Annotated in this window: 21 protein-coding genes and 1 pseudogene; 10 read left to right on the top strand and 12 right to left on the bottom strand. The window is 72.6% G+C overall.

Features of this window, described 5'->3' with window-relative positions; genetic code table 11:
* Window positions 1–9: 9 nt before the first annotated feature.
* The 6 genes from ACZ60J_RS02450 to ACZ60J_RS02425 form a co-directional block, all read right to left on the bottom strand.
* Window positions 10–636: a GntR family transcriptional regulator gene (locus ACZ60J_RS02450; protein ID WP_469678305.1), complete on the bottom strand. Its 627-nt coding sequence runs from the start codon at window positions 634–636 to the stop codon at window positions 10–12.
* 178 nt (window positions 637–814) lie between these two features.
* Complete coding sequence (locus tag ACZ60J_RS02445) at window positions 815–1,915, bottom strand: amidohydrolase family protein (protein ID WP_469678303.1); 1,101 nt, start codon at window positions 1,913–1,915, stop codon at window positions 815–817.
* Between the two features lie 158 nt (window positions 1,916–2,073).
* Window positions 2,074–3,726 carry an FAD-dependent monooxygenase gene (locus ACZ60J_RS02440; protein ID WP_469678301.1) on the bottom strand — a complete coding sequence of 551 codons (1,653 nt, stop codon included), beginning with the start codon at window positions 3,724–3,726 and terminating at the stop codon, window positions 2,074–2,076.
* Window positions 3,726–4,634: an alpha/beta hydrolase gene (locus tag ACZ60J_RS02435; RefSeq protein WP_469678299.1), complete on the bottom strand. Its 909-nt coding sequence runs from the start codon at window positions 4,632–4,634 to the stop codon at window positions 3,726–3,728. Before ACZ60J_RS02435 ends, ACZ60J_RS02440 begins: the two co-directional genes overlap by 1 nt.
* A gap of 297 nt (window positions 4,635–4,931) precedes the next feature.
* Complete coding sequence (locus ACZ60J_RS02430; protein WP_469678297.1) at window positions 4,932–6,410, bottom strand: aldehyde dehydrogenase family protein; 1,479 nt, start codon at window positions 6,408–6,410, stop codon at window positions 4,932–4,934.
* Between the two features lie 85 nt (window positions 6,411–6,495).
* Entirely contained in the window at window positions 6,496–7,455 is a 960-nt protein-coding gene (locus ACZ60J_RS02425) for an amidohydrolase family protein (protein WP_469678295.1), read from the bottom strand.
* Window positions 7,456–7,564: 109 nt separating this feature from the next.
* Here ACZ60J_RS02425 and ACZ60J_RS02420 point away from each other — a divergent pair, with 109 nt between their 5' ends.
* Window positions 7,565–9,220: a bifunctional 3-(3-hydroxy-phenyl)propionate/3-hydroxycinnamic acid hydroxylase gene (locus ACZ60J_RS02420; protein ID WP_469678293.1), complete on the top strand. Its 1,656-nt coding sequence runs from the start codon at window positions 7,565–7,567 to the stop codon at window positions 9,218–9,220.
* Between the two features lie 35 nt (window positions 9,221–9,255).
* Window positions 9,256–10,074, top strand: coding sequence for an IclR family transcriptional regulator (locus tag ACZ60J_RS02415; RefSeq protein ID WP_469678291.1), 819 nt, complete (start codon window positions 9,256–9,258; stop codon window positions 10,072–10,074).
* Between the two features lie 109 nt (window positions 10,075–10,183).
* On the opposite strand, the gene ACZ60J_RS02410 is transcribed toward ACZ60J_RS02415, so the two are convergent.
* On the bottom strand, window positions 10,184–10,972 hold the full coding sequence (locus tag ACZ60J_RS02410; RefSeq protein ID WP_469678289.1) for an ATP-grasp domain-containing protein: 789 nt from the start codon (window positions 10,970–10,972) through the stop codon (window positions 10,184–10,186).
* A complete protein-coding gene (locus ACZ60J_RS02405) occupies window positions 10,969–11,955 on the bottom strand; it encodes an ATP-grasp domain-containing protein (protein WP_469678287.1) in 987 nt (328 codons plus the stop codon). Before ACZ60J_RS02405 ends, ACZ60J_RS02410 begins: the two co-directional genes overlap by 4 nt.
* 385 nt (window positions 11,956–12,340) lie before the next feature.
* Here ACZ60J_RS02405 and ACZ60J_RS02400 point away from each other — a divergent pair, with 385 nt between their 5' ends.
* The 8 genes and pseudogenes from ACZ60J_RS02400 (at window position 12,341) to ACZ60J_RS02365 (ending at window position 18,886) form a co-directional block, all read left to right on the top strand.
* Complete coding sequence (locus tag ACZ60J_RS02400; protein ID WP_469678285.1) at window positions 12,341–14,041, top strand: sensor histidine kinase; 1,701 nt, start codon at window positions 12,341–12,343, stop codon at window positions 14,039–14,041.
* Complete coding sequence (locus ACZ60J_RS02395) at window positions 14,038–14,439, top strand: roadblock/LC7 domain-containing protein (RefSeq protein ID WP_469678283.1); 402 nt, start codon at window positions 14,038–14,040, stop codon at window positions 14,437–14,439. The genes ACZ60J_RS02400 and ACZ60J_RS02395 overlap by 4 nt, the downstream gene beginning before the upstream one ends.
* Entirely contained in the window at window positions 14,436–14,798 is a 363-nt protein-coding gene (locus ACZ60J_RS02390) for a DUF742 domain-containing protein (protein ID WP_469678281.1), read from the top strand. Before ACZ60J_RS02395 ends, ACZ60J_RS02390 begins: the two co-directional genes overlap by 4 nt.
* Window positions 14,779–15,483, top strand: a complete 705-nt coding sequence (locus ACZ60J_RS02385) for a GTP-binding protein (RefSeq protein ID WP_469678279.1) — start codon at window positions 14,779–14,781, stop codon at window positions 15,481–15,483. Before ACZ60J_RS02390 ends, ACZ60J_RS02385 begins: the two co-directional genes overlap by 20 nt.
* Window positions 15,480–16,718: a cytochrome P450 gene (locus tag ACZ60J_RS02380; protein WP_469678278.1), complete on the top strand. Its 1,239-nt coding sequence runs from the start codon at window positions 15,480–15,482 to the stop codon at window positions 16,716–16,718. Before ACZ60J_RS02385 ends, ACZ60J_RS02380 begins: the two co-directional genes overlap by 4 nt.
* Window positions 16,715–17,950: a cytochrome P450 family protein gene (locus ACZ60J_RS02375; RefSeq protein ID WP_469678276.1), complete on the top strand. Its 1,236-nt coding sequence runs from the start codon at window positions 16,715–16,717 to the stop codon at window positions 17,948–17,950. Before ACZ60J_RS02380 ends, ACZ60J_RS02375 begins: the two co-directional genes overlap by 4 nt.
* Window positions 17,951–18,041: 91 nt before the next feature.
* Window positions 18,042–18,773, top strand: a complete 732-nt coding sequence (locus ACZ60J_RS02370) for a DUF7873 family protein (RefSeq protein WP_250743246.1) — start codon at window positions 18,042–18,044, stop codon at window positions 18,771–18,773.
* A 25-nt stretch (window positions 18,774–18,798) separates the two neighbouring features.
* Window positions 18,799–18,886, top strand: a pseudogene (locus ACZ60J_RS02365).
* Between the two features lie 295 nt (window positions 18,887–19,181).
* On the opposite strand, the gene ACZ60J_RS02360 reads toward ACZ60J_RS02365, so the two are convergent.
* From ACZ60J_RS02360 to ACZ60J_RS02345, 4 genes are all read right to left on the bottom strand, one after another.
* Window positions 19,182–19,904, bottom strand: coding sequence for a zf-HC2 domain-containing protein (locus tag ACZ60J_RS02360; RefSeq protein WP_469678274.1), 723 nt, complete (start codon window positions 19,902–19,904; stop codon window positions 19,182–19,184).
* Window positions 19,901–20,476 carry a sigma-70 family RNA polymerase sigma factor gene (locus ACZ60J_RS02355; RefSeq protein ID WP_469678273.1) on the bottom strand — a complete coding sequence of 192 codons (576 nt, stop codon included), beginning with the start codon at window positions 20,474–20,476 and terminating at the stop codon, window positions 19,901–19,903. Before ACZ60J_RS02355 ends, ACZ60J_RS02360 begins: the two co-directional genes overlap by 4 nt.
* A gap of 144 nt (window positions 20,477–20,620) precedes the next feature.
* Window positions 20,621–21,619, bottom strand: a complete 999-nt coding sequence (locus ACZ60J_RS02350) for a DUF1996 domain-containing protein (RefSeq protein WP_469678271.1) — start codon at window positions 21,617–21,619, stop codon at window positions 20,621–20,623.
* Between the two features lie 56 nt (window positions 21,620–21,675).
* Window positions 21,676–21,978 carry a putative quinol monooxygenase gene (locus tag ACZ60J_RS02345; RefSeq protein WP_382975472.1) on the bottom strand — a complete coding sequence of 101 codons (303 nt, stop codon included), beginning with the start codon at window positions 21,976–21,978 and terminating at the stop codon, window positions 21,676–21,678.
* Window positions 21,979–22,022 lie beyond the last annotated feature (44 nt).

The raw sequence follows: 22,022 nt of genomic DNA, 5'->3' as shown, positions 1-22,022 counted from the left end.
GCCGCCTGCTCAGGAGAGGGCCGAGACGGCGATCTTCTCGTTCCGGGCGAGGTGCTCCTCGACGGCGGCGGCGACCGCGTCCGGGTCGCGGGTGCGGAAGGTGGCGAGGAGAGCTGTGTGTGCGTGTCCCCGCCGTGCGTGCTCGTCCGGGTCGGGGTCGAGCTGACCGAAGCCGATCCGGATGTAGCGCTCCGCCGCCCGCCACAGCGTCGTCAGCAGACGGATGTCCCAGGCGGTCGCGGCGGGAGCCAGCAGCGCCAGGTGGAAGGCGTGGTGGCCGTCGTAGATGTCGGCGATGCCGTGGTCCTTGCCGCCGAAGTCCACGGCCAGCGCTTCGAGGCGGTCCAGTTCACCGTCCGTCAGCAGGCCGCACGACCGGCGGGCGATCTCCGGTTCCAGCGTGCGGCGCAGCCGGTAGATGCCGTGCAGGTCGTCGAGGTCGAGCGGGGCCACGACGGCGCTCCGCCCCGGCCGCAGCGTGACCAGGCCCTCGCTCTCCAGGCTCCGCAGGGCCTCGCGAATGGGGATGAAGCTGATGCCGAGCATGCCCGCCATCTCGCGCAGCGAGTACTCCGCTCCGGGTGCGAGCGTGCCGGCCAGGATCGCCCGGCGCAGCTCGTCGGTGGCCTGTTCCACCACTGACCGTGACGTGATGGGCTGCACGGCCCCCCGGGATGTCGCCACGGTCGGTCCCTCGCTTCAGTTGTCCGTCAGTTGATATCAACTATAGCGACGCCCCCGTACGGAGACCTGTCTCCGTACGGGGGCGCAACAGCTCTCGACCGACGGTTCTCGACCGGGTCGCAGTCGCGGCCTACAGCAGCAGGAGGCGCTCGGCGTTGCGGTGGGCGATCTTCCTGATCTGGGCGGCCGGCAGCTTCGCGTCCCGCAGGAACCCGACGGCCTGGGCGCTCTTCTCGAAGGGGTAGTCGATGGCGAAGAGGACGTTGTCGATGCCGACCGTCGCCACCGCGGCACGCAGCATGGTGTCGTCCATCACCCCGGAGGTGGTGATGGCGATGTTGTCCCGCAGGTACTCGGAGGGCTTCCTCTTCAGCGCCACGCGGGTGGTGATGTTCTGGATCTGCACGTCGAGGCGGGACGTGTGGAAGGGCAGGAACTCTCCCATGTGGCCCAGGATCAGCTTGGCTCCGGGGAAGTCGTCGAAGACTCCGCCGAGGATGATCCGCAGGGCGTGCCCCGCGGTCTCGGCCGCCCAGCTGTAGAGGGGGCCGACGAGCTCCGGGCGCCCCCGGATGAGGCCCCAGTCGCCGGTCGGAGCCGGTGTCGGGTGCAGGTAGATCGGGGCACCCAGGCCCTCCAGCGCGGCCCACACCTCCCGGAACTGCGGCTCGTCCAGATACTGCCCGCAGGTGTGCCCGTTGACCAGGAACCCGGCCATCCCCAGTTCCCGCACCGCGCGTTCGGCCTCCCGTACGGCGGCCGCGGGATCCTGCAGGGGCAGTGCGGCGAGGCCGCCGAACCGGGTGGGGTGCGCGGCGATGATGCCGGCCAGCGCATCGTTGGCGCGCCGGGCGTCCGCCACGGCGATGGCCGCGTCCGGCTGCATCTGCACCCCGGGCGGTGCCAGGGACAGCACCTGCATGGTGACGCCGTTCTCGTCCATGTCGGCGAGCCGGTAGGCGGTGATGTCCGGGAGCCGCTTCATCCACTGCGCGATGACCTCCGGCTTGAAGGGGATCGCTCCGTTCAGCGCCGTGCCCTGAGTGACGAGGCCCGGCAGCAGGACCGCCTCCTCGATGGCGATGATCTTCATCGGGTTCCTCGGTCCGGGGCCGCCGTCGTGGGCCTCCGCGACCCCGGGCCCCATCAGCCCGGCGACGCCGCCGAGCGCGACTCCCGTACCCGCGGCCCTGTTCAGGACCTGCCGTCTCGTCCAGCTGTGCGCGCTCATCTCTCTCCTGCTTCCGTCGGGGTGGGGATTCCGGGCGCGCCCGGGTGGTGGTGCTGGTGGTGGTGGTGGTGGTGCTGGTCCGCCCCGGCCGCGTGGCAGTTCCGGACAGGGGTGCGGCCGGGGCGGGGTCTGGGGGTGGTGGCCGGCCGACGGGCGGCTCAACCGGGGAGGAGGCAGCCCCTCAGCGTGTCCAGGAGGGCGAGGACCTGCTCGGGAGCTTCGTCCCCGAGCCAGCCGACCACCTGGTCCGGGCGTACCAGTACGAGGCGCGCTCCGAGCTGCCGCGCGGAGTGGGGGTGCCCCGCCTCCGACAGGTCCACGACGCGGAGCGGGACGCCCCGGGCCCGCGCGGCCTCCTCGATGGCCCGCTCGGACGCTCCGCGTTCCCGTACGAGGAGCGTCAGGCCGGCGCCGAGCAGGTCGTAGAGCGACCGGCCGTCCGCGAGGAACACGTGGGGGAGCCGGGCCCCGGCCCGCGCCGTGCGCTCCCCTTCTCCCGCGTCCCCGTATCCGTACGGGTCCTCGTCCCGCTGCGGCGGGACGATCGGGGAGGACTCGATGCGCAGTCCGAGGACCAGGTCGAGGGAGTGGAACTCGGCACGCTTGGTCACCTGGATGCGTTCGCCGGCGGCCTCCCGGGCCTCGGCTCCCGCCCGGTCGGCCGCTTCGAGATCGTCGGCCAGCAGCTCCGTGGAGAGCACCCGCATGTTGGCGGTCGCCTCACGGACGATCCGTTCCTGTACGGGGCGGCGCTCGCTCTCGTAACTGTCGAGCGCGTCGGCGCCGCCCCAGCCGTCGAGCACGGCCGCGAGTTTCCAGCCGAGGTCGACCGCGTCGCCGATGCCGGTGTTGAGCCCGTGGCCGCCGAACGGCGGGTTCAGGTGCGCGGCGTCGCCGGCGAGGAACACCCTGCCGTCGCGCATGCGGTCGACGACCTGCATCCGCGCGGTCCACGGATCGGTGGAGAGCACCCGGGCCCGTACCGGACGCCCTGCCACCCCGTCGATGATGCGGTGCGCCTCCCGTTCCCCGGTCTCCCGGTCGACACCGAAGGCGATCGCCCACCATGTGCCCGACCGGTCCAGCGGACCGGCCAGGGCGGGAGCGGAGGGGTTCACGATCCAGTACTGGACGGCCGGTCCGTGCCGTACGTGGTCCATGAGTTCGGCGCTCTCGAAGACCATGCCGAAGTTGGGGCGCAGGGACTCCCCGCCCACGTACCGGGAGCCGATCTGTTCGCGCACGGTGCTGCGCGGACCGTCGCAGCCGATCACGTAGTCCGCGACGACCGTGCTCAGGCCTCCGGAGGGGCCCTCCACGGTCACGGTCACGGAGCCCGCGCCGGAATCCTGCTCCACGGCGACGACCCGCGACCCGAGGACGAGCCGGCACGCGTCGAGCTCCTCCACCGCCTCGCGCAGGAGCTCCTCCAGCACGTACTGGGGCGCCTGCTGCCCGAGTTCCGGGAACCGGTCGCCGTCCGGGGCGAGCCCGAGGACTCCGGTGAAGCGCGAGAGTTCCCAGCCGGTCAGCGAGGTGCAGAACACGACGTCCTGGGACCACGAGGCGGGCAGCGGAGCCCGGGCGCGGAGCCGGTCGGCGAGCCCCCAGCGGCGCAGGTGCTCCATCGTGCGCACGTTGAGCGTCTTGCACCGGGGGCGTGCCCGGGAGACGGTCAGCCGCGGTTCGACGACCAGGCAGTCCACGCCGCGCCGGCCGAGCTCCATGGCCGCGGCCAGGCCGACCGGGCCGCCGCCGGCGATCAGGACCGCCGTGCGCGGCGGCAGTTCCTTCTTGTGTACGGAGGACATCAGTTGCCGCTCTCGCCCCTCCGGCGCGCCGCGGCCCAGGCCGCGCACTCCTCGGCGAACGCCAGTTGCCGCAGGTGGGTCGCGAAGCCGAGGGTGTGGTGGTCGATGCAGTGGCCGGTGCCGCGCGCGACGCTCGCGTCCACGAAGGGGGCCGCGGTGAACATCGCGGCGAAGCGGGCGACGTTCTCCGGGCTGCTGTCCCACAGGGCGTCGAACTCGGCGAGCGCGTTGTGCACGGGGACACCGACCCGGGGCGCCACGGCCGGGAGCTGTTCCCTCGGCCACGCGGGTGCCTGGATCAACTCCCGTACCGGTACGGGGGCGTAGGAACCCCGGGCTTCCCGCAGTCCTTCCGGCCCGTAGGTGTGCGCCGGCCCGAACATCACCCTGTCGCGTTCCCCGTACGGCAGGTCCACCGTCTGGTCCGGCGGGAGTGAGCCGAGGGCTTCGGCCGCGCCGCCGGGGGGTATGACGGCGCCCATCCCGGTCGCCGAGACCCCGATCAGGGAGGTCCCCTCCGCCCTCGCGGCGATCATCAGGGCGATCATGCCGCCGATCGAGTGGCCGGCGAGGAAGTACTCGGTCGCGCCGAGGCGTTCGGCGGCCTGGGCCAGCGCTCCTGCCAGGAGTTCGGCGTGCCGGTCGAAGGTGTTGGCGTCCGGGGTCAGGGCGGTGCTGCCGCCGTAGCCGGGCCGGTTGAAGGCCACGACCGGATAGCCGTGGGCGGTGGCGACGTCGATGAAGGACCCCTCGGGTCCTCCCGCGACCTCGTAGTACCGGGCGGTGTACGTCCCGCCGTGCAGGGCGGCGATCAGGGGCTTGCCGCTCGGTTCGGTGGGGCGGGCGGCGATCGCGGTGATCGCGTGCCCGTCGACCTCGAAGGTCAGAAGGTCGCGCTGCTGGGCCATCTTTGGCCTCCTGCCAGGGGGTGGGTGCCGGCGAGCCACGGGGAGGGGCTGCGCACGGGGAACGCGGGCATGCGGCTCGCGGGGGCCGGTCACCGGGAACCGGTGGGCGCGATGGCCCGGTTCGGTCGGTGCCGGCCCTGCGAGCCTAGGCGCTATATGTGATAACAGCAAGGGTCGTGAGGTGCCGCGGAAGTCCGCTGCGAGGCGCCCGGAGCAGCCCCTACGAGCACGGTCGTGCGCGGGCGTGCCGGTGAGTGCGGGGGAGCGTCGGGCCGTCGCGGGACCACCAGCGCCCCGTCATCCCATCGGCGGCGCGTAGTCCTGGGTGATCTGCTTGTACTCCAGGAAGTCCTCCACCGACGCGAGGCCGCCGAGGCGGCCCACGCCACTGGACTTGAAGCCGCCCTCCTCGAACTCGACCGTCAAGTTGGCCCAGCTGTTGACGGAGACGAGTCCCGCGTCGAGCTGCCGTGCCACGCGCAGCGGCCGGTCCGCGTCACGGCTCCAGATGCAGGCGCTGAGGCCGTACTCGGTGTCGTTGGCGAGGGCGACGGCCTCCGCCTCGGTGTCGAAGACCTGGACGGTCTGCACCGGGCCGAAGGTCTCCTCCTGCACGATGGGGAGCGAGGAGTCCGGAACGGAGAGCAGGGTCGGATGGTAGAAGGCGCCGCCCGCCAGCTCGGGGAGGGTGCTCGGCCCGCCGCGCACGACCGGTTTGGCGCCGGCCGCGATCGCCGCCTCGACGGCGGCGTCGACCCGGGCCACCGCGGCCTTGTCGATGAGGGGGCCGATCTCGCTCTCCGGATCGGACGCCGGTCCCGGGCGCACGGCCTCGAGGCGCTGGGCGAGGGCGGCGGTGAAGGCGTCGGCGATCTCCCGCTGGACCAGGACCCGGCTGCCCGTCATGCAGAACTGCCCGGCGAAGACGGTGCACGATGCCACGACGGTGGCGAGCGCGACGTCGAGGTCCGCGTCGGCGAAGACCAGGTGCGGGGTCTTGCCCCCGAGTTCGAGCCCCACCCGCTTGAAGCGGGCCGCCGCGCCCTGGGCCACGAGCCGCCCGGTCGCGGTGCTGCCGGTGAAGCTGATCGCGGGTACCCGGGGGGAATCGACCAGGAGGCGCGCGACCTCCGAGCCCGACTCGATGACGACGTTGACCGCGCCCTTCGGCAGTTCGGGAACGGAGGCGAGGATCTCGCTCATCAGCGACGCCGTCCGGGCCGCCTGGCCCGGCATCTTCACCACCGTCGTGCACCCCGCCGCGAGGGCCGGCGCCAGCGCCCGGATGCAGAGGTACGCGGGGGAGTTCCACGGCACCACGATGCCGACCACCCCGATGGGCTGCCGGATCGACATCGACTGGCGGCCCGGCTGGGTGTCGGTGACCCGGCCGTGCGGGTGCAGGGCCAGACCGGCCGCGAAACGCAGCGCCCGGACGATGAAGTGCGCCTCGTAGCCCGCCTCGTCACGGAGCTTGCCGTTCTCCTGGCAGAGGGTCTCGACGACCTCGGCCATGCGTGCGTCGTAGGCGTCGGCGAGGTGGCTGAGGGCGGCGGCCCGGACCATCGGGTCCAGCCGCCAGGTGCCCGCCGCGAAGGCACGGGCAGCCGCGTCGACGGCGGTCCTGCCCAGTTCGGCGTCGGCCTCGGCGTACGTACCGATCACCCGACCCGTCGCCGGATCGACGCTCTCGGAGGTACGGGCGGAGCCGACCCACTCGCCGTCGATCCAGTGCCGTGCGGTGCTGCCGGGGTTCTCGAAGCTCTCAGGGGTCATGTCTCCTGCTCCTTGCTCAAGAGGAGGGCGGACGCGGGTGCGCAGGTGCGCGGGGCGTCCCCCGGATGGGGAGGTCGGGTGTCCGTCACAGGTGGAGCAGCTGCTCCGCGTTGAGGTGGGCGATCTTCGCCCGGTCCGCCTCGCTGATCGGGGCCGAGCGCAGGAAGGCGGTGGCCGTCGCCATCTCCTCGAAGGGGTAGTCGGTGCCGAAGAGGATGCGCTCGGGACCCAGGGCGAGCAGCGCGCACAGCAGGGGAGGGGCCGAGCAGACGCCGCTGGTGGTGATGTACAGGTTGTGCCGCAGGTACTCCGAGGGGTTGCCCCGGGCCAGCTCGATGCCGTGGTGGTCGTGGTACTCCCACCGCGAGTCCATCCGCCACATCACGTACGGCAGCCCCTCGCCCATGTGGCCCAGGAGGAGCTTCGCCCGGGGGAAGTCGTCGAAGACGCCTCCGAAGACACAGCGCAGGAAGTGCGAGGCGGTGTCCGTGCCCCAGCTCCACATCGGCCCGACGAGTTCGGGGTGCCCGTCGATGACGTGCGGCGTCCCGACGCCGTTGGCGGGGTGGAGGTAGAGGGGTACGTCCAGCGCCTCCGCACGCTCCCACACCACGCGCAGCCCGGGGTCGTCCAGGTACCGGCCCTGGGTGTGGGCGTTCACCAGGGCGCCGCGCATGCCCAGCTCGCTCACCGACCGCTCCAGCTCCTTGGCGGCCGCGTGCGGGTCCTGCAGGGGCAGGGCGGCGAAGCCGGCGAACCGGTCGGGGTGGTCCGCCACGACTCCGGCGAGCAGGTCGTTGACCGCTGCCGCTCGGGCCACGGCGACGGCGGCGTCCGTCTCGGCCTGGATCCCGGGGGAGTTGAGGGACAGGACCTGCATGTCCAGGCCGGCCGCGTCCATCTCCGCCAGCCGCTCTCCCGTGAGGTCGAGCAGCCGCCGGGACGCCTCCCGCCACTTCTCGGGCTGCAGGATCGAGGCCGACCCGGCGCCGTATCCCACGAGTTCAGGCGTGACGAAGTGTTCCTCAAGGCCGATGGTGCGCATCTCAGCCCGCCCTCCATTTCACTTATATGCATTGACTTCATGGATAGTGAAACGTACGTTCCGTCGGTGTCAACCCTCTGGAAGGCGTTCAGGACAATGGAGGTGCCCGATGAACGGCATGGATGACACGGCTCCCAAGCCCGCCCCGAACCCCGCCCCGAACCAGGCCCCGAACGGCACTGCCGTGGACGTGGTCGTCGTGGGATACGGACCGGTGGGCATGGTGGCGGCCGGCCTCCTGGGGCGGGCAGGACACCGGGTCCTGGTGCTGGAGCGGTACGCGGGCCCGTACAACCTGCCGCGGGCGGCCAGCTTCGACGACGAGACCATGCGCACGCTGGCCCTCCTAGGCGCGGCGCAGAGCCTGCTGCCCAAGGTGCGCGTGCAGCGCACCTACGAGTGGCGCAACGCCGGCGGCGACCTGCTGATCGAGCAGCACTTCGCCGAGACCGGGCGCAGCGGCTGGGCGGAATGGAACATGATGTACCAGCCGGACCTGGAAGAGGCCCTGGACACCGTGTGCCGGTCCCTGCCCGGCGTGGAGGTCCGCTACTCCAGCCCCGTCGTCGCCCTGGAACAGACCGCGGACGAGGTCACGCTCACCGTCGACGGACCCGGCGGGCCCGAACGCGTCACCGCCCGCTACGTCGTGGCCTGCGACGGCGGGAACAGTTTCGTCCGGCCGGCGCTCGGCGTCGGGACGCAGGACTACGGCTTCTCGGAGCCGTGGATGGTGTGCGACTTCCGCTTCCGCCGGCCCACGCGGGTACCGCACGCGTTGCAGCTCGGGGACCCGCTCGGTCCGACCTCGATCATCTCGCTCGGTCCCGCGCACCACCGGTTCAGCTTCATGCTCGACTCCGCGGACGAGTTCGAGACCGAACGCGCCCCGGAGCGCGTCTGGAAGCGGGTGGCCCCCCACCTCACCCCCGAGGACGCCGACCTGATCAGGGTCGCCACCTACACGTTCCGGTCCCTGATCGCCCACCACTGGCGGCGCGGCCGGGTCCTGCTGGCGGGCGACGCGGCGCACCAGATGCCGCCGTTCCTCGGGCAGGGCATGTGCTCCGGGTTCCGCGACGCACAGAACCTGGCCTTCAAACTGGACCTCGTCCTGCACGGAGCCGCACCGGAGGAGATCCTCGACACCTACCAGTCGGAGCGCGAGCCGCACGTGCGCGCGGTGACCGAGAAGGGCATCGAGCTCGGCCACCTCCAGACCCTCCGCGACCCGGCGCGCGCCGCGGAGCGCGACCGGACGCTCCTTGCGCGGCGCGCGCAGGCCGGGGCACCGGAGGCGATGCGGCTGCCGGGCCTCGGCGACGGCCTGTTCGCCCGCGTCTCGGCCGAGGGGCGGGGGCTGTTGTCGGTCCAGGGCGTGGTGGACGACGGAGACCGCCGCGACCGGCTGGACCAGCTCGTGGGCGGCGGTTTCCACCTGCTGGTGGCGCAGGACGTCCTGGCCGCCCTGGAGCCGTCCCCCCTGCTGGACGACCTGATCCGTGCGGGAGTCCGGGTCGTCGCACCCGGGGCGAGCAGTCCCGAGCCGACCGGCGCGGGGGAGGCCGGGCGCCCGAGGGAACTCCGCGTCCACGACGTCGACGGCACCTACCGCGACTGGTTCGCGGAGCTGGGCTGCTCGGCCGTCGCGGTCCGCCCGGACTTCTACGTGTTCGGGACCGCGAGCACTCCCGAAGCGGCCGTCGACCTCGCCGTCGAGCTGTTGGGGACGGTGCGGGGGGAGGCGGCCGCGCCGAACGGCTGAGCGGGCCCGGGCAGCCGGTCACTATGATCGCCCGTGTGACAGCTCAGCATCCCCCGGAACCCGAGAACGACGAGGCATCGCCGGCCCGTCAGGGCATCCAGTCGGTCGAACTGGCGATGACCGTACTGCGCGCCCTGGAAGAGGGCCGCGGGCCGATGAGCCTCACGCAGATCGCCTCGGCCAGCGGGATGCAGCCGAGCAAGGCCCACCGCTACCTCGTCAGCCTGGGCCGGGCCGGTCTCGTCGCCCAGTCGCGCAGTTCCGGGCGCTACGACCTGGGCCCGGCCATGAGGCGGCTCGGCATCGAGTCGCTGCGCAGGATGGACGAGGTGTCGCTGGTGAGCGAACACCTGCCCGCGCTGCGCGACCTGACCTCCCACGCGGTGAACCTGTCGGTGTGGGGAGACCACGGGCCGGTCGTGGTGCGCTGGGAGTACGGCGCCCACGCCCTCCCCATCACCGTGCGCATCGGCGCCACGATGCCCCTGCTGAACAGCGCCATGGGCGGCGCCTTCCTGGCCCATCTCCCGGACCGGCTCACCGATCCCGTCCTGCGCGCCCAACTCGAAGCGGACCGGCTGGACCCGGCCACGGAGGAACGTGTCGCCGAGATCCGCTCCGCCGTCCTGGGCAGTGGTGTGTCCACCACCTCGGGCGGAGTGATCCCCGGTGTCACCTCCGTGGCGGCGCCGGTGCTGACCGGCGCCGGGTCACTGCCGCTGGTCGTCACCCTCGTGATGCCGAGCCGTGGCATCACCGAGGAGTCCCTCGCGGCCCTCGCGGCGGAGCTGCTGCGCGCCACCCGGTCGATGTCCGAGGAACTGGGCCACACACCCCACCCGGACGGGCCCTGACGCGCCCACGGCGCGGCCTGTCGGATGCCCGGCCCTTGCGCGCACGCCGCGACGGCGTGTTCGCTGCCGGGTTCTGCACCGGTTGCTCTTTCGACGGTGACCGGACGGTCTATGCCTTGGCGCGGCTCAGGGTCAGGTCTGCGAGGGCTTCGGGGGCGCCGGGCTGGTGGCGGATGCCCGGGAAGGCGTTGACGTCCACGACGAGGGGGGAACCGTCGGCCGTGGCGATGACGTCCACGCCGTAGACGTCCAGGGAGTAGACCTCGCCGATCCGGCGGGTCAGGTCGGCCCATCCCTCCGGGAGCCGGGCCAGGGGCAGGGTGGGGCCGCGGCCTTCCGGGGAGAGTTCCGAACGGCGCAGGGCCGCGAAGACGCGGTCTCCGATCGCCCAGAGCTTGTGGTCCCAGCCGTTGTTCGGGGTGAAGTCCTGCACCACCACCGGCTCGTCGGGCCAGGCCTCTGCCAACTCCCCGAGGCGCGGCGTGTCGTCGACCCGGGCGACGAGGTCGCCGCGGCGGTTGTGGCGGCTCTTGACGACGACGGGGGAGTCCAGGCGGACCCCGGCCGCCCACGGCCCGAGCGCTCCGACGGTACGGGTTTCCGCGAAGGGAAGCCCGGCGCGGAGCGCGGGCTCCGCCATCAGGGTGCGGTCCTGGCAGAGCGCGGTTGCGGCGGCGGAGTTCACCACCGGCGCGCCGAGCCGCTCCAGGCGCCGGGCCAGTTCCAGGCCGGACGGGGTGTGTGCCTTCAGGAGGTATACGTCGGCGGGGGTCCCGAGTGCCGTGTCCGGTGCGCCGGGATCCAGCAGTTCCACTGCGTGCCCGCCGGCCCGCAGGAGTCCGGCCGTCGCCGAGAGCAGCGGGTGCCCGGGGTTGTCCGTGATCAGGCCGATCCTCATACGGGCTCCCCTGTGGGAGCCGGCGGGGTCACGGCCGGCATCGGGGCGACGGCCGCCGGGGCCGCTGTAGCAGCTGGGGTCGCCGTGACGGCCGTGACCTGGACGGGGATCGACACGGCTTGGACGGGCCGGTGCGAGAGGGCGGTCCCGCCTGCGGGGCAGGGTCGCGAACCGGCGCCGCGCGCGAGGTCCAGTACCGCGCGGGCCACCCGGGCCGCGGCGTCGGGTACCTGACGGAAGCTCGGGAAGTCGTTCACGTCCACGACCACCGGCCCGTCGGGGCCCAGCAGGACGTCCACCCCGTACAGGTCGAGACCGTAGACTTCCCCGACCCGCGCGCCGATCTCCGCGATCTCCGCGGACAGCGGGACGAGGCGTTCGGGGACGGGGCTGTCCGGGTGCAGGGGAGAGCGGCGCTCGGTGGCGAAGAGCTCCCCGCCGACCGCGTACACCTTGAGGTCGGTGCCCGAGTTCGGGACGTACGGCTGGGCCACGAGCATGCCCTCGCCGGCCAGTTCGGGGAGCATCGCGGCCAGCCGCTCCGGCGAGGAGACCAGGTGGACGGCCCGCCCGGAGCTGCCGTCGGCGGGCTTGACGACCAACGGGTACTCCGACGCCGGGATCTGCTCCAGCAGCTCCGGCCGGGCCGCGGCGTAGGTCGGCGGCAGCGGCAGTCCCCGGCCGCGCCCGATGGCGGCGGCCAGCGCCTTGTCCCGTACGCCCCGGATCGCGCGGGCGTCGTTGACGGTGGTCGCCCCGGCCGCGGCGGCGGCTTCGAGCAGGGTCAGTCCCGGCCCGCCGGACACCGTCTTGAGGACCCAGGCGTCATGGGCGCCGGCGTCCACCGCCTCGCTCATCCGCAGCAGCGAGCCCCCGGGCCGCAGCACTTCCACCCGGTGGCCCCAGGCCTTCAGCTGCCGGACCACCTCGTTCGGCATGCCGTCGTGGCGGTAGTGCTCCTCCACCAGGAAGCAGAGCCTCATGGACCTTCCCCATATTCCCCGGACGTCCGCCGATCCGTCCGGCGTGTTGTGACGTCACAGGATGTCATGGTCCGCAATGTGATGATCGGTCCGCGTACGCAGCAACCCGCGAGGATGCCGGCGGGACGGGTTTCGGCCCGGCCGCCCACCGGTTGCCCACCGGCCGCCCTCCGGTCGCTGTCCGGCCACTGGGACGCCGGTGGATCGGTTGGCGCGGGCTCGCGATTTCCCTTCCGGCCAAAGTGCTACAGAAAGACCCTTACCGGTCGCGGTTCAGCGGAAAACTTGTCAGAGGCTGCCCAAAGCGATCAACAACTCTCCTATAGTGATGCCTCGTTGCCAGGAACCTTCTCCTCCATTTACGCCCGGTATGAGGCTTTGATTGATGACGGCGTCGCCCTCCCCCCTTCGCCCCTCCGCGCTGGCCCTGCTGATCACCGCAGTCGCCGGTGGCGCGCTCACCACGGCGGCGGTGGCCGCGGCCCCGTCGTCCATCGCCACCGCCCTCGGCTGGTTCGCCGGCGCGGGCGTCCTGTTGCTCGCGGTATCGGCCTTCGCCGTCACCTGGAGCGCACGCACCTCCAGGGTCCAGCGCGCCCGGATCTCCGGCCTGACCGCCGAACTGGTCGCCCGTGACGGGCACATCGCCCGGCTGATCGCCGACGCGACCCGCGGAGCGGCCGCACACACGGCCGAGCGGACCCGCCTCACCGCCGAACACGCCGCCGTACTGGAGCGGCTGACGGGCGACCACGCCGCCGAGCTGGAACACCTCGCGGCCGTGCAGGCCGCCGAACTCGACGGACTGGCCGCCGCCCAGAACGCCTCCCGCGAGCGGCTCGGCGGAGAGCTGCGCCGCGCCGAGTCGGGCCGGGCCGCCGCCATGGCCGCGGCCGCCAACGCCGCCGGACGGATGCAGGCCCTGGCCACGGGCATGCTCGCCGACCTGCGTGACATGGAGCACCGGCACGCCGACGAGGACGTCCTCGGCGACCTGCTCCACCTCGACCACCGCACCGCCCAGGCCGGGCGCCTCGCCGACTCCATCGCCGTCCTCACCGGCGCCCGTTCGGGCCGCCGCTGGGCGAAGCCGATCGTCATGGAATCGATCCTGCGCGGCGCGATGGGCCGCATCGGCGGCTACCAGCGGGTCAGGCTCCACTCCACCAGCGACGCCGCCGTCGCCGGGCACGCGGCCGAAGGCGTCATGCACGCACTCGCCGAACTCCTCGACAACGCCGCCAACTTCTCCCCGCCGACCGCCGAAGTCCACGTCTACGTGGAGGAGGTGCCGTCCGGGATCGTCATCACCGTCGAGGACAGCGGCCTCGTCATGAGCGAGGTCCAGCTGCGCCGCGCCGAACAGGCCGTGACCGCCGACTCCCTGGACCTGGCCGGCCTCTCCGGGACCCGGCTCGGCCTCGCCGTCGTCGGCCGCCTGGCCCGCAAGCACGGACTGACCGTCTCCTTCCGGCCCTCCGCCCGCGGCGGTACGGGCGCCCTGATGATGCTCCCGCACGAGCTCATCAGCCGCACGCCCGCCGAAACCCCCGCCGCGCCGCTCGCCGCGCCCGCGCAGGCGTCCGCCCCGGTCGCGCCGCGGACGCCCGCCGGCTCCGCCGCTCCCGCCGGCGCCGAGCCCGAGGCCGAGCACGACACCGCCGCCGGTCAGGACGGCGCCGTCCGCGCGCAGGACCGTACGGCCACGGACCGCGCGACCGGGTCCGCCGGCGAGGCGGGCACCGGCACCGGCCAGGGCGCCGACTCCGGCGCCGGGTCCGAGTCCACCGGCGAGCAACCGCACTTCGGCGACAGCGGCCTGCCCCAGCGCCGCCGCGGCCGGACCCTGGCAGCCGCCCACCCCGAGGGCCCGGACGGCGCGGGCACCGATCCCCGTACGGCCGCGACCCCGGCCGCGGGCACGGCAACCGCGCCCGGCGGGGCCTCCCGGTCGGCCGCACGGTTCGGCAGCTTCCGCCAGGCCGTCCGCGGCGCGGCAGCACCGGGCGCAGCCGCGGCCGGAACCCCCGGCGAAGAGCAGCAGCCCGCGCACACCACAGACCCGGAAGGCAACACGCACTCATGACCGGCTTCACCACCGACGAGACGCTCAACTGGCTCCTGGAAGGCCTCCTGGAACGCACACCGGGCGCCCGGCACGCCCTCGTGCTCTCCCGCGACGGCCTCAAGCTGTGCCGCACGCCCGAGCTCTCCGTCGACCAGGCCGACCAGCTCGCCGCGATCGCCGCCGGGATCCAGAGCCTGTCCCACGGGGCGTCCATCGAGTTCGGAGACGGCACCGGCGGAGTCCGCTCGGCCATGGCCGAGTTCTACGGCGGGATCCTCTTCATCGTCGAGGCCGGCGAGGGGGCGCACCTCGCGCTCGTGGCGGGCGAGGACGCCGACGCCGGACTCGTCGGCCACAACATGTCCGAGCTGGTCGAGCAGCTCGGCGAACACCTCGTCGCCAGGCCCCGGGGATGAGCCGGCCGCGGCCGGGCCGGGACGATTCGCCGGACCGGCTCTACACCCTCACCGGTGGCCGCAGCCGCTCCGGCTCGGACGTCTTCGACCTGGTCACCCTGGTCGTCTCCGAAAGCGATCCGGCGCCCGGCATGCAGTCCGAGCACGCGGCGATCCTGCGGATGTGCCAGTTCCCGACGGCCGTCGTGGAGATCGCGGCCGAGCTCGCACTACCGGTGTCGATCACCCGGATCCTGCTGGCCGACCTGCTCGCCACCGGACGGATCCGCGCCCGGCACCCGCGTACGGCGAACTCGGCGTACAGCTTTACCGACCCCGACATCCTGGAGCAGGTGCTCGTTGGACTCCGCAATCTCTGACGCGACGATCCCCGAACCCGCGTCACCGGCGAGCGCGCCCGTGGGGGCCGAAACGCACCGGCCCCGCCAGGCACTGCGCAGCACGGCCGACAACGGACTGAAGATCGTCATCGTGGGCGGCTTCGGCGTGGGCAAGACCACGATGGTCCGCTCGGTCAGCGAGATCCGCCCGCTGAACACCGAAGAGACCATGACCAAGGCCGGCGAGGCCGTGGACGACACCGACGGGATCGCCGGGAAGAGCGCCACCACCGTGGCCTTCGACTTCGGGCGCATCACCCTCGATGCCCGCAACGTGCTCTACCTGTTCGGCGCCCCCGGCCAGGAGCGGTTCTGGTTCCTGTGGGACCGGCTGTTCTCCGGCACCCTCGGCGCCGTGGTCCTCGTCGACACCCGGCGCCTGGCGGACTCCTGGTACGCCATCGACCGGCTCGAACACCACGGCACGCCCTTCGTCGTGGCCTGCAACGACTTCGGCGGCCCCGAGCACACCCCGGAGCAGATCCGCGCCGCCCTGGACCTGCCGGACGGCATCCCCCTGGTGTTCTGCGACGCCCGCTCCCGGGAGTCCAGCAAGCAGGTCCTGATCTCCCTCGTCCAGCACCTCCAGACGGCCGCGCTGTCGAGCAACCGGCCGAGCCTCCAGCCGAGCCCCCTGTCCCAGACCCCGGAGCCCACCCCGTGACCTGCCCCGCCGCCCCCGAGCACCAGCCCGTCTACCTCGGCGGCCCCCGGTTCCAGACCGACCCCGCCGAGCTGTACCGGGAGATGCGCCGCGACCACGGCGCCGTCGCCCCGGTCGTCCTCGACGGAGACGTACCGGCCTGGCTGGTCCTCGGCTACCGCGAACTGCACCAGGTCACCAGCGACCCCGTGCTCTTCTCCCGGGACTCCGAACTGTGGAACCAGTGGGAGCACATCCCCGCCGACTGGCCGCTGCTCCCGATGATCGGCCGGCGCCAGCCCTCGATCCTCTACACCGTCGGCGAACGCCACCGCGAGCGGGCCGCCGTCATCTCCGAAGCCCTCGAAGCAGTCGACCCCTTCGAACTCAAGGGGCACGCCGAGCGGTTCGCCGACGAGCTCATCGACGAACTCTGCGGCAAGGGCTCCTGCGACATCGTCGGCGAGTACGCCATGCTGCTCCCGCTGCGCGTCCTCGCCCGCCTCTACGGGTTCTCCGACGCCCAGGGCCCCGGCCTCGTCCACGCCATGAACGAGATGATCAACGGGCGGGAGGGCGCCCTGGAAGGCCAGCGCCACCTCGCCGAGTCGATGTTCGCCCTGCTCTCCGCCAAGCTCACCGAACCCGGGCCCGACGTGGTCTCCCGGATGCTCGCCAACCGGACCGGGTTCACCGTGGAGGAGGTCGCCCAGGACCTCATGGTCATGATGGCCGCGGGCCACCAGCCCACCGCCGACTGGATCGGCAACTCCCTGCGCCTCATGCTCACCGACGACCGCTTCGCCGCCTCCCTCGCCGGCGGCCGGCACAGCGTCGGCGAAGCCATGAACGAGGTGCTGTGGGAGGACACCCCCACCCAGAACGTGGCCGGCCGCTGGACCTCCCGCGACACCCACCTCGGCGGACAGCGCATCCGCAGCGGAGACCTCGTCCTGCTCGGCATCGGCGCAGCCAACGGGGACCCGCACGTGCGCACCGACGCCGGAGAGCTGACCGGCGGCAACAACGCCTTCTTCTCCTTCGGGCACGGCGAACACCGCTGCCCCTTCCCCGCCCAGGAGGTCGCCGAGGTCATCGCCCGCACCGGCATCGAGGTGCTCCTCGACCGGCTGCCCGACGTGGACCTCGCCGTCCCCGCCGCGGACCTGACCCGCCGCCCCTCGCCCTGGCTGCGCGGCCTCACCACCCTGCCCGTGACCTACACCCCGACCCCCGCCCTTGGAGCCACCCGATGACGTGCCCGATCGACCACAGCGGCCCCGCGGCCATCGCCCTGGACCCCTTCGTCGCCGACCTCGACGCCGAGAGCGCCGCACTGCGCGCCGCCGGCCCCCTGGTCCAGGTCGTCCTCCCGGGCGACGTGACCGTGTACGCCGTCACGCACCACGCCGAGGCGCGCAAGCTGCTCACCGATCCCCGGATCGTCAAGGACATCGACGTGTGGGGCGCCTGGCAGCGCGGTGAGATCCCGATGGACTGGCCGCTGATCGGCCTCGCCAACCCCGGCCGCTCCATGCTCACCGTGGACGGCGAGGACCACCGCCGGCTGCGCACCCTGGTCGCGCAGGCCCTGACCGTACGCCGGGTCGAGAAGCTGCGCGCCGGCATCGAGGCGCTCACCACCGGGATGCTCGACAAGCTGGCCGCGCTGCCGGCCGGCGAGACGGTCGACCTCAAGGCGCAGTTCGCGTACCCGCTGCCGATGAACGTCATCAGCGACCTGATGGGCGTCGACGCCGAGGAACACCCGCGGCTGAAGGCCCTGTTCGAGAAGTTCTTCTCGACGCAGACGCTGCCCGAGGAGGTGCCGCAGATGATGGCGGACCTCGGCGCGCTGTTCTCCCGCATCGTCGAGTCCAAGCGCGAGAACCCGGGCGACGACCTCACCAGCGCCCTCATCGAGGCCTCGGAGGACGGCGACCACCTCAGCACCGAGGAGATCACCAACACCCTTCAGCTGATCGTCGCCGCCGGCCACGAGACCACCATCAGCCTGATCGTCAACGCGGTCGTCGCCCTGGAGACCCACCCCGAGCAGCGCGACCTGGTCCTCAAGGGCGAGGTCTCCTGGGAGAACGTGATCGAGGAGACCCTGCGCTGGTCCAGCCCCACCTCGCACGTCCTGATCCGCTTCGCCACCGAGGACGTGGAGGTCGGTGACCGGATCCTGCCCAAGGGCGAGGGGCTGATCGTCTCCTTCGGCGCCCTGGGCCGCGACGAGGCCCAGTTCGGCGAGACGGCGGGCGAGTTCGACGCGGCCCGCACACCGAACCGGCACATCTCCTTCGGCCACGGCCCCCACGTCTGCCCCGGCGCGGCCCTCTCCCGCCTGGAAGCCCTGGTCGCCCTGCCGGCCCTCTACGCCCGCTTCCCCGACCTCACCCTGGCGGTCCCCGCGACCGAACTCCGCAACAAGCCGATCCTCACCCAGAACGACCTCTTCGACCTCCCGGTCCGCCTGGCCTGATCCGCGACCGCCCCGCCCCCTCGAACCGAGAGCGGGCGGGGCAGCCGTTTAATCGGATGTGCTGACGGGAGACGGTTGTTAAGTTCGGCGTGTGCCGAAGCTGAATCAGATCATCGCAGTCGAAAAGGGCGTCAAGTCCAAGGCCCTCCAGGAGCTCACCCAGGCTCATCAGGACGTGCAGAAGCCCGCCCTGCTCGCCGGCATCTCCCGGACCTACCAGCCCAAGGACGAGGAGGGCGAGCAGCTCCCGCCCGAGTCCACCCGGGTCCAGATCAAGGCCGAGGACGCCCTGCGGGCCACCGCCTCGACGCTCACCCGGCTCTTCGACGTGACCGCGACGAAGGACTGGGCGAACCGGTCCGCGGCCGCGGACGTGGTGGTCGACGGCCGGGTCCTGCTGCCGCAGGTGCCCGTCCCGTACCTGCTGTTCCTGGAGAAGCAGCTCACCGACCTGCACACCTTCGTACGCAAGCTGCCGGTGCTCGACGCCTCCGAGTCCTGGAGCCTGGACCCCTCGACCGATGCGTGGAAGACGGACGCGGTGCGGACCATCCGCACGAAGAAGGTCCCGCGCAACCACGTGAAGGCCGAGGCCACGGAGAAGCACCCGGCGCAGGTCGAGGTGTACTACGAGGACGTGGCGGTCGGCTACTGGACCACCGTGAAGTTCTCCGGAGCGCTGCCCGCCCGCCGGGTCAACGAGCTCCTCGACCGGGTCGAGAAGCTCCAGCAGTCCGTCAAGTTCGCCCGGGAAGAGGCGAACAACACCGAGGTCACCGACCAGCGGATCGGCGACGCGGTATTCGGCTACCTCTTCGGGTAGCCCCTACATTCGCCCCCCGTCGCGAGCGGGGGGTGCGCGATGAGCGCAAGCTGAAACTGATGTTGAAGCTGATCATGGGGTGTCAGGTGGGGGTTCGAATCCCTCCCCCCGCACACGTGCGGGGGTGGCCCAAGTCCGGCAGAGGCGGCCCCGTCAAACTCAGATTCTCGCTCCAGTCTCAGTATTCGCCGCCGAACACCGGATCGACCGGGCGCGGGCGAACATCGACGGATGGGGGTTCAAGTCCCCTCGGCGGCTCTCTCGTGCCGCTGTAGTTCAAAGGCAGAACACGTCGATCTCAATATGACCCGCGACTCTTAAACGCCGTCGGTGTGCGCAAATGGGTGGCAAGCTGGAGCCCGGGAGCTGGACATGCTCCCGGGCTCCGTCACGTTCGGCGGGGCGGCGTCACGCGGACATGGGCACCGAGACGAACGCCGTGCCCGACTCGTTCTCCACCAGGACCGCCCGGACGTCCGCCGGATCCACCGCCGCTGAGCCGTCCAGCGCCGCGCCCTTGCCCTCGCCGTGCTCCGCGGTGCCCACCACCCAGCCGCCCGCGGTGGTGCGCGTGCCGTCCCGGGAGACCACCACGATCCGGCAGCGCTCGCCCGCCGGAATGCCCGACACCGCGGCGTGCACCCTCACCCACTTGGCCGCGGGCGTCACCTGTACGGTCATCCGCGCGCCCGTGCCCGCATCCGTCGCGGAGGCCACCTTGGTCCCCGCCACCGGGGGAGACGGCTGGGCCGAGACCGTCGGCAGCGGCCGGGCCTCGACCTCGGCGTTCCCGCCGCCCAGCTGCGTACCGGCCCAGAAGACCGCGGTCAGCGAGGCCGCCACCGCCAGTCCCGCGAACGCGGTCCGGCGCCGGCGCGCCCCGTCCACCTCCTGGCGCATCTGGCGCAGAGTGCGCTGGAGCAGCAGGTCCCCGCCCTGCGGCGGACCGTCGAGGAACGCCTCGGGGGGCACCTCGCCCAGCGCCGTCTCCATCTCGCGCAAAGCCGTCACCTCCTGACGGCACTGCACGCAGCCGTCCACGTGTTCCTCGACCCGGCGGACCTCCGCGTCGTCCAGGACGCCGAGAACGTACGGGCCGAGCAGTTCCTCCTCGTGCCGCTGCCCGTTCATGCCACCACCTCCTGCAGTCCGCCGGGCCGCGGTGACGGGCCGCCCGTGCTGTCCCTGAAGACTTCTCTGAGCGCCTTGAGCGCGTAGTGCGAGCGCGATTTCACCGTGCCGGCCGGGATGCCGAGGGCGTCGGCCGCCTCGGCGACGCTCTGCTGCCGGTAGTACAACTCCGTCAGCACGTCCCGGTGTTCCGGCGACAGCCGGTCCAGGGCGCCCAGTACGGTCATCGCGTCCACGACCGCGTCGGCGTGGTCCGCCTCCACCGGCGGGTGCGCCGGCGATCCGGACACCTCCGGCGGCCGGGCCGCCTTCGCCCGGTACCGGTCGGTGACGATGTTGCGGGCCACCGTGAGCAGCCAGCCGCGTACGGAGCCCTTCCCGTTCACCAGGACCTCGGAGTGGCGCCAGGCCCTGATCAGGGTCTCCTGGACGATGTCCTCGGCCGCTGCCCGGTCCCCGGTCAGCCGGGTCACGTACGCGAGCAGGGCGTGACCGTGCTCTTCGTACACGGACTTGATCAGTGCCTCGTCGGTCGAGCCCCGCCGAGTGCGGGGCCACAGTGGTCCGGCCATCTCACCCTCTCCGTCTTCCTCGCTTGCGTGGTGCGGTCACAACACGCCGCGCACGGGCACCGGGTTCACGTGACCTGCGTCACCTGCGTCACCTGCGGCACCCCGGGGTCCGTGGGGCGTGCGCCGCCGCTCGGCCGGCGCCGCTCAGGTCCGGCAGGTGCGGCCCTGGTTGAGGCAGTCCACGATCTCGTCCATCCGCGGGCCGGTCATCACGTTCACGAACATCGCGTGGTCCGTCCGGGGGCTGTGCCGCTGCTCGGGGAAGGAGTCGAGGGCGATGGGCGCCCCCGCGGGCACGTCGTAGGCGAGGGAGATCCGCAGGCGCGGTACGGGGAAGGTGTCCTGCGGACAGACTCCGTTCGCTGCCGGGAAGCGCAGGTGCGCGCGGTGTCCCGGCGCGGTGGTGTCCAGGCCGTTCCAGCAGCTGGGGAAGACGAGCGTACGGGTGAGCCGCTCGCCCCGCGGGCAGCGCGGGTAGCGGGTGGTGGACCGGTCGGGGGAGCCCGAGCAGCCCCAGCGGGCCCGCACTTCCGCGTCGGAGTCCGCGGTGAGGGCCACCGCGTCGCCGGTCACCGCGTGCAGGAACCGGGGCATCGCCACCACCTTGCTCACCGGACTGCCGAGGAACTCCACCGACACCGCGGCCTCGGGGAGGATCGCGCCCGCGTTCCCGTGGCCCGCGGTTCCCTCGTGCGGCCGGTCGCCCGGCCGGTCGGTGCGGCGCAGCACCGGCCAGTAGTACGTGGAACGGTCCCCGCCCGCACAGCTGGTGGCGGCCGCGTCCAGGGAGGCGTCGGTGGAGAAGGCGTTTGTGGACAGGTTCCCGACGTAGCCGTGCGTGTGGTGGGCGCCGGAGCGCAGTCCCGGGGAGACGACGAGGTTGTCCTCGTTGTAGTGGCCCTCCGCGTTGCGGCCGCAATCCACCGACACCCGGCCCGCGGAGGCCTGCGGACCTGCGGCGGGGGCCTCGGCCGGTCCGGCCGGGACCTCCCGGAAGTCCACGAAGTCGCCGGGCACGGGACCGGCTCCGGTCGCCGGTGCGCCGGGCCCGCCGGTGCGCGCGGCCCCCAGCACGGCGGCGGTCAGCCCGGAGCCCAGCACCAGACATATCAGCAGCGTGAGCAGTCGGCGTTCGTTCCCCATGCGGGTCACGGTTGCCGCCCACCCCCGTCCCCGTCAACCGGGCCTCCACGGGACGGTCAGGCCAGCGGCGCCGCGTCGAGCTCGATCACCTCTGCGGGGCCCGCGCGGAACGCCGGGCTCGCCGCGTCCGCCTCGATCATGTGCGGGGTGACGTCGTGCGCGGCGAGGGCCTCCCGGGAGGACCATTCCTCCACGAGGGCGAACCGGTCCGGATCGCCGCTCACTTGGTGCATGTCGTAGCGGATGCAACCCTCCTCGGCCCGTACGGCCGGCGCGAGGCGCTCGTAGGCCTCGATCTGCTCCCGGCCGCGGCCCGGGAGGGTGGTGATGAGGATCAGGAGTCGAACGGTCGATGGCATGGGCCGCATGCTAGATCGACAAGGCCGGGCAGCGGAAAGGGATT

The sequence above is a fragment of the Streptomyces sp. NPDC104226 genome (genome assembly GCF_055584085.1).
The sequence above is the reverse complement of the archived record's forward strand: the minus strand, read 5'-3'. Positions and strand labels throughout refer to the sequence as shown.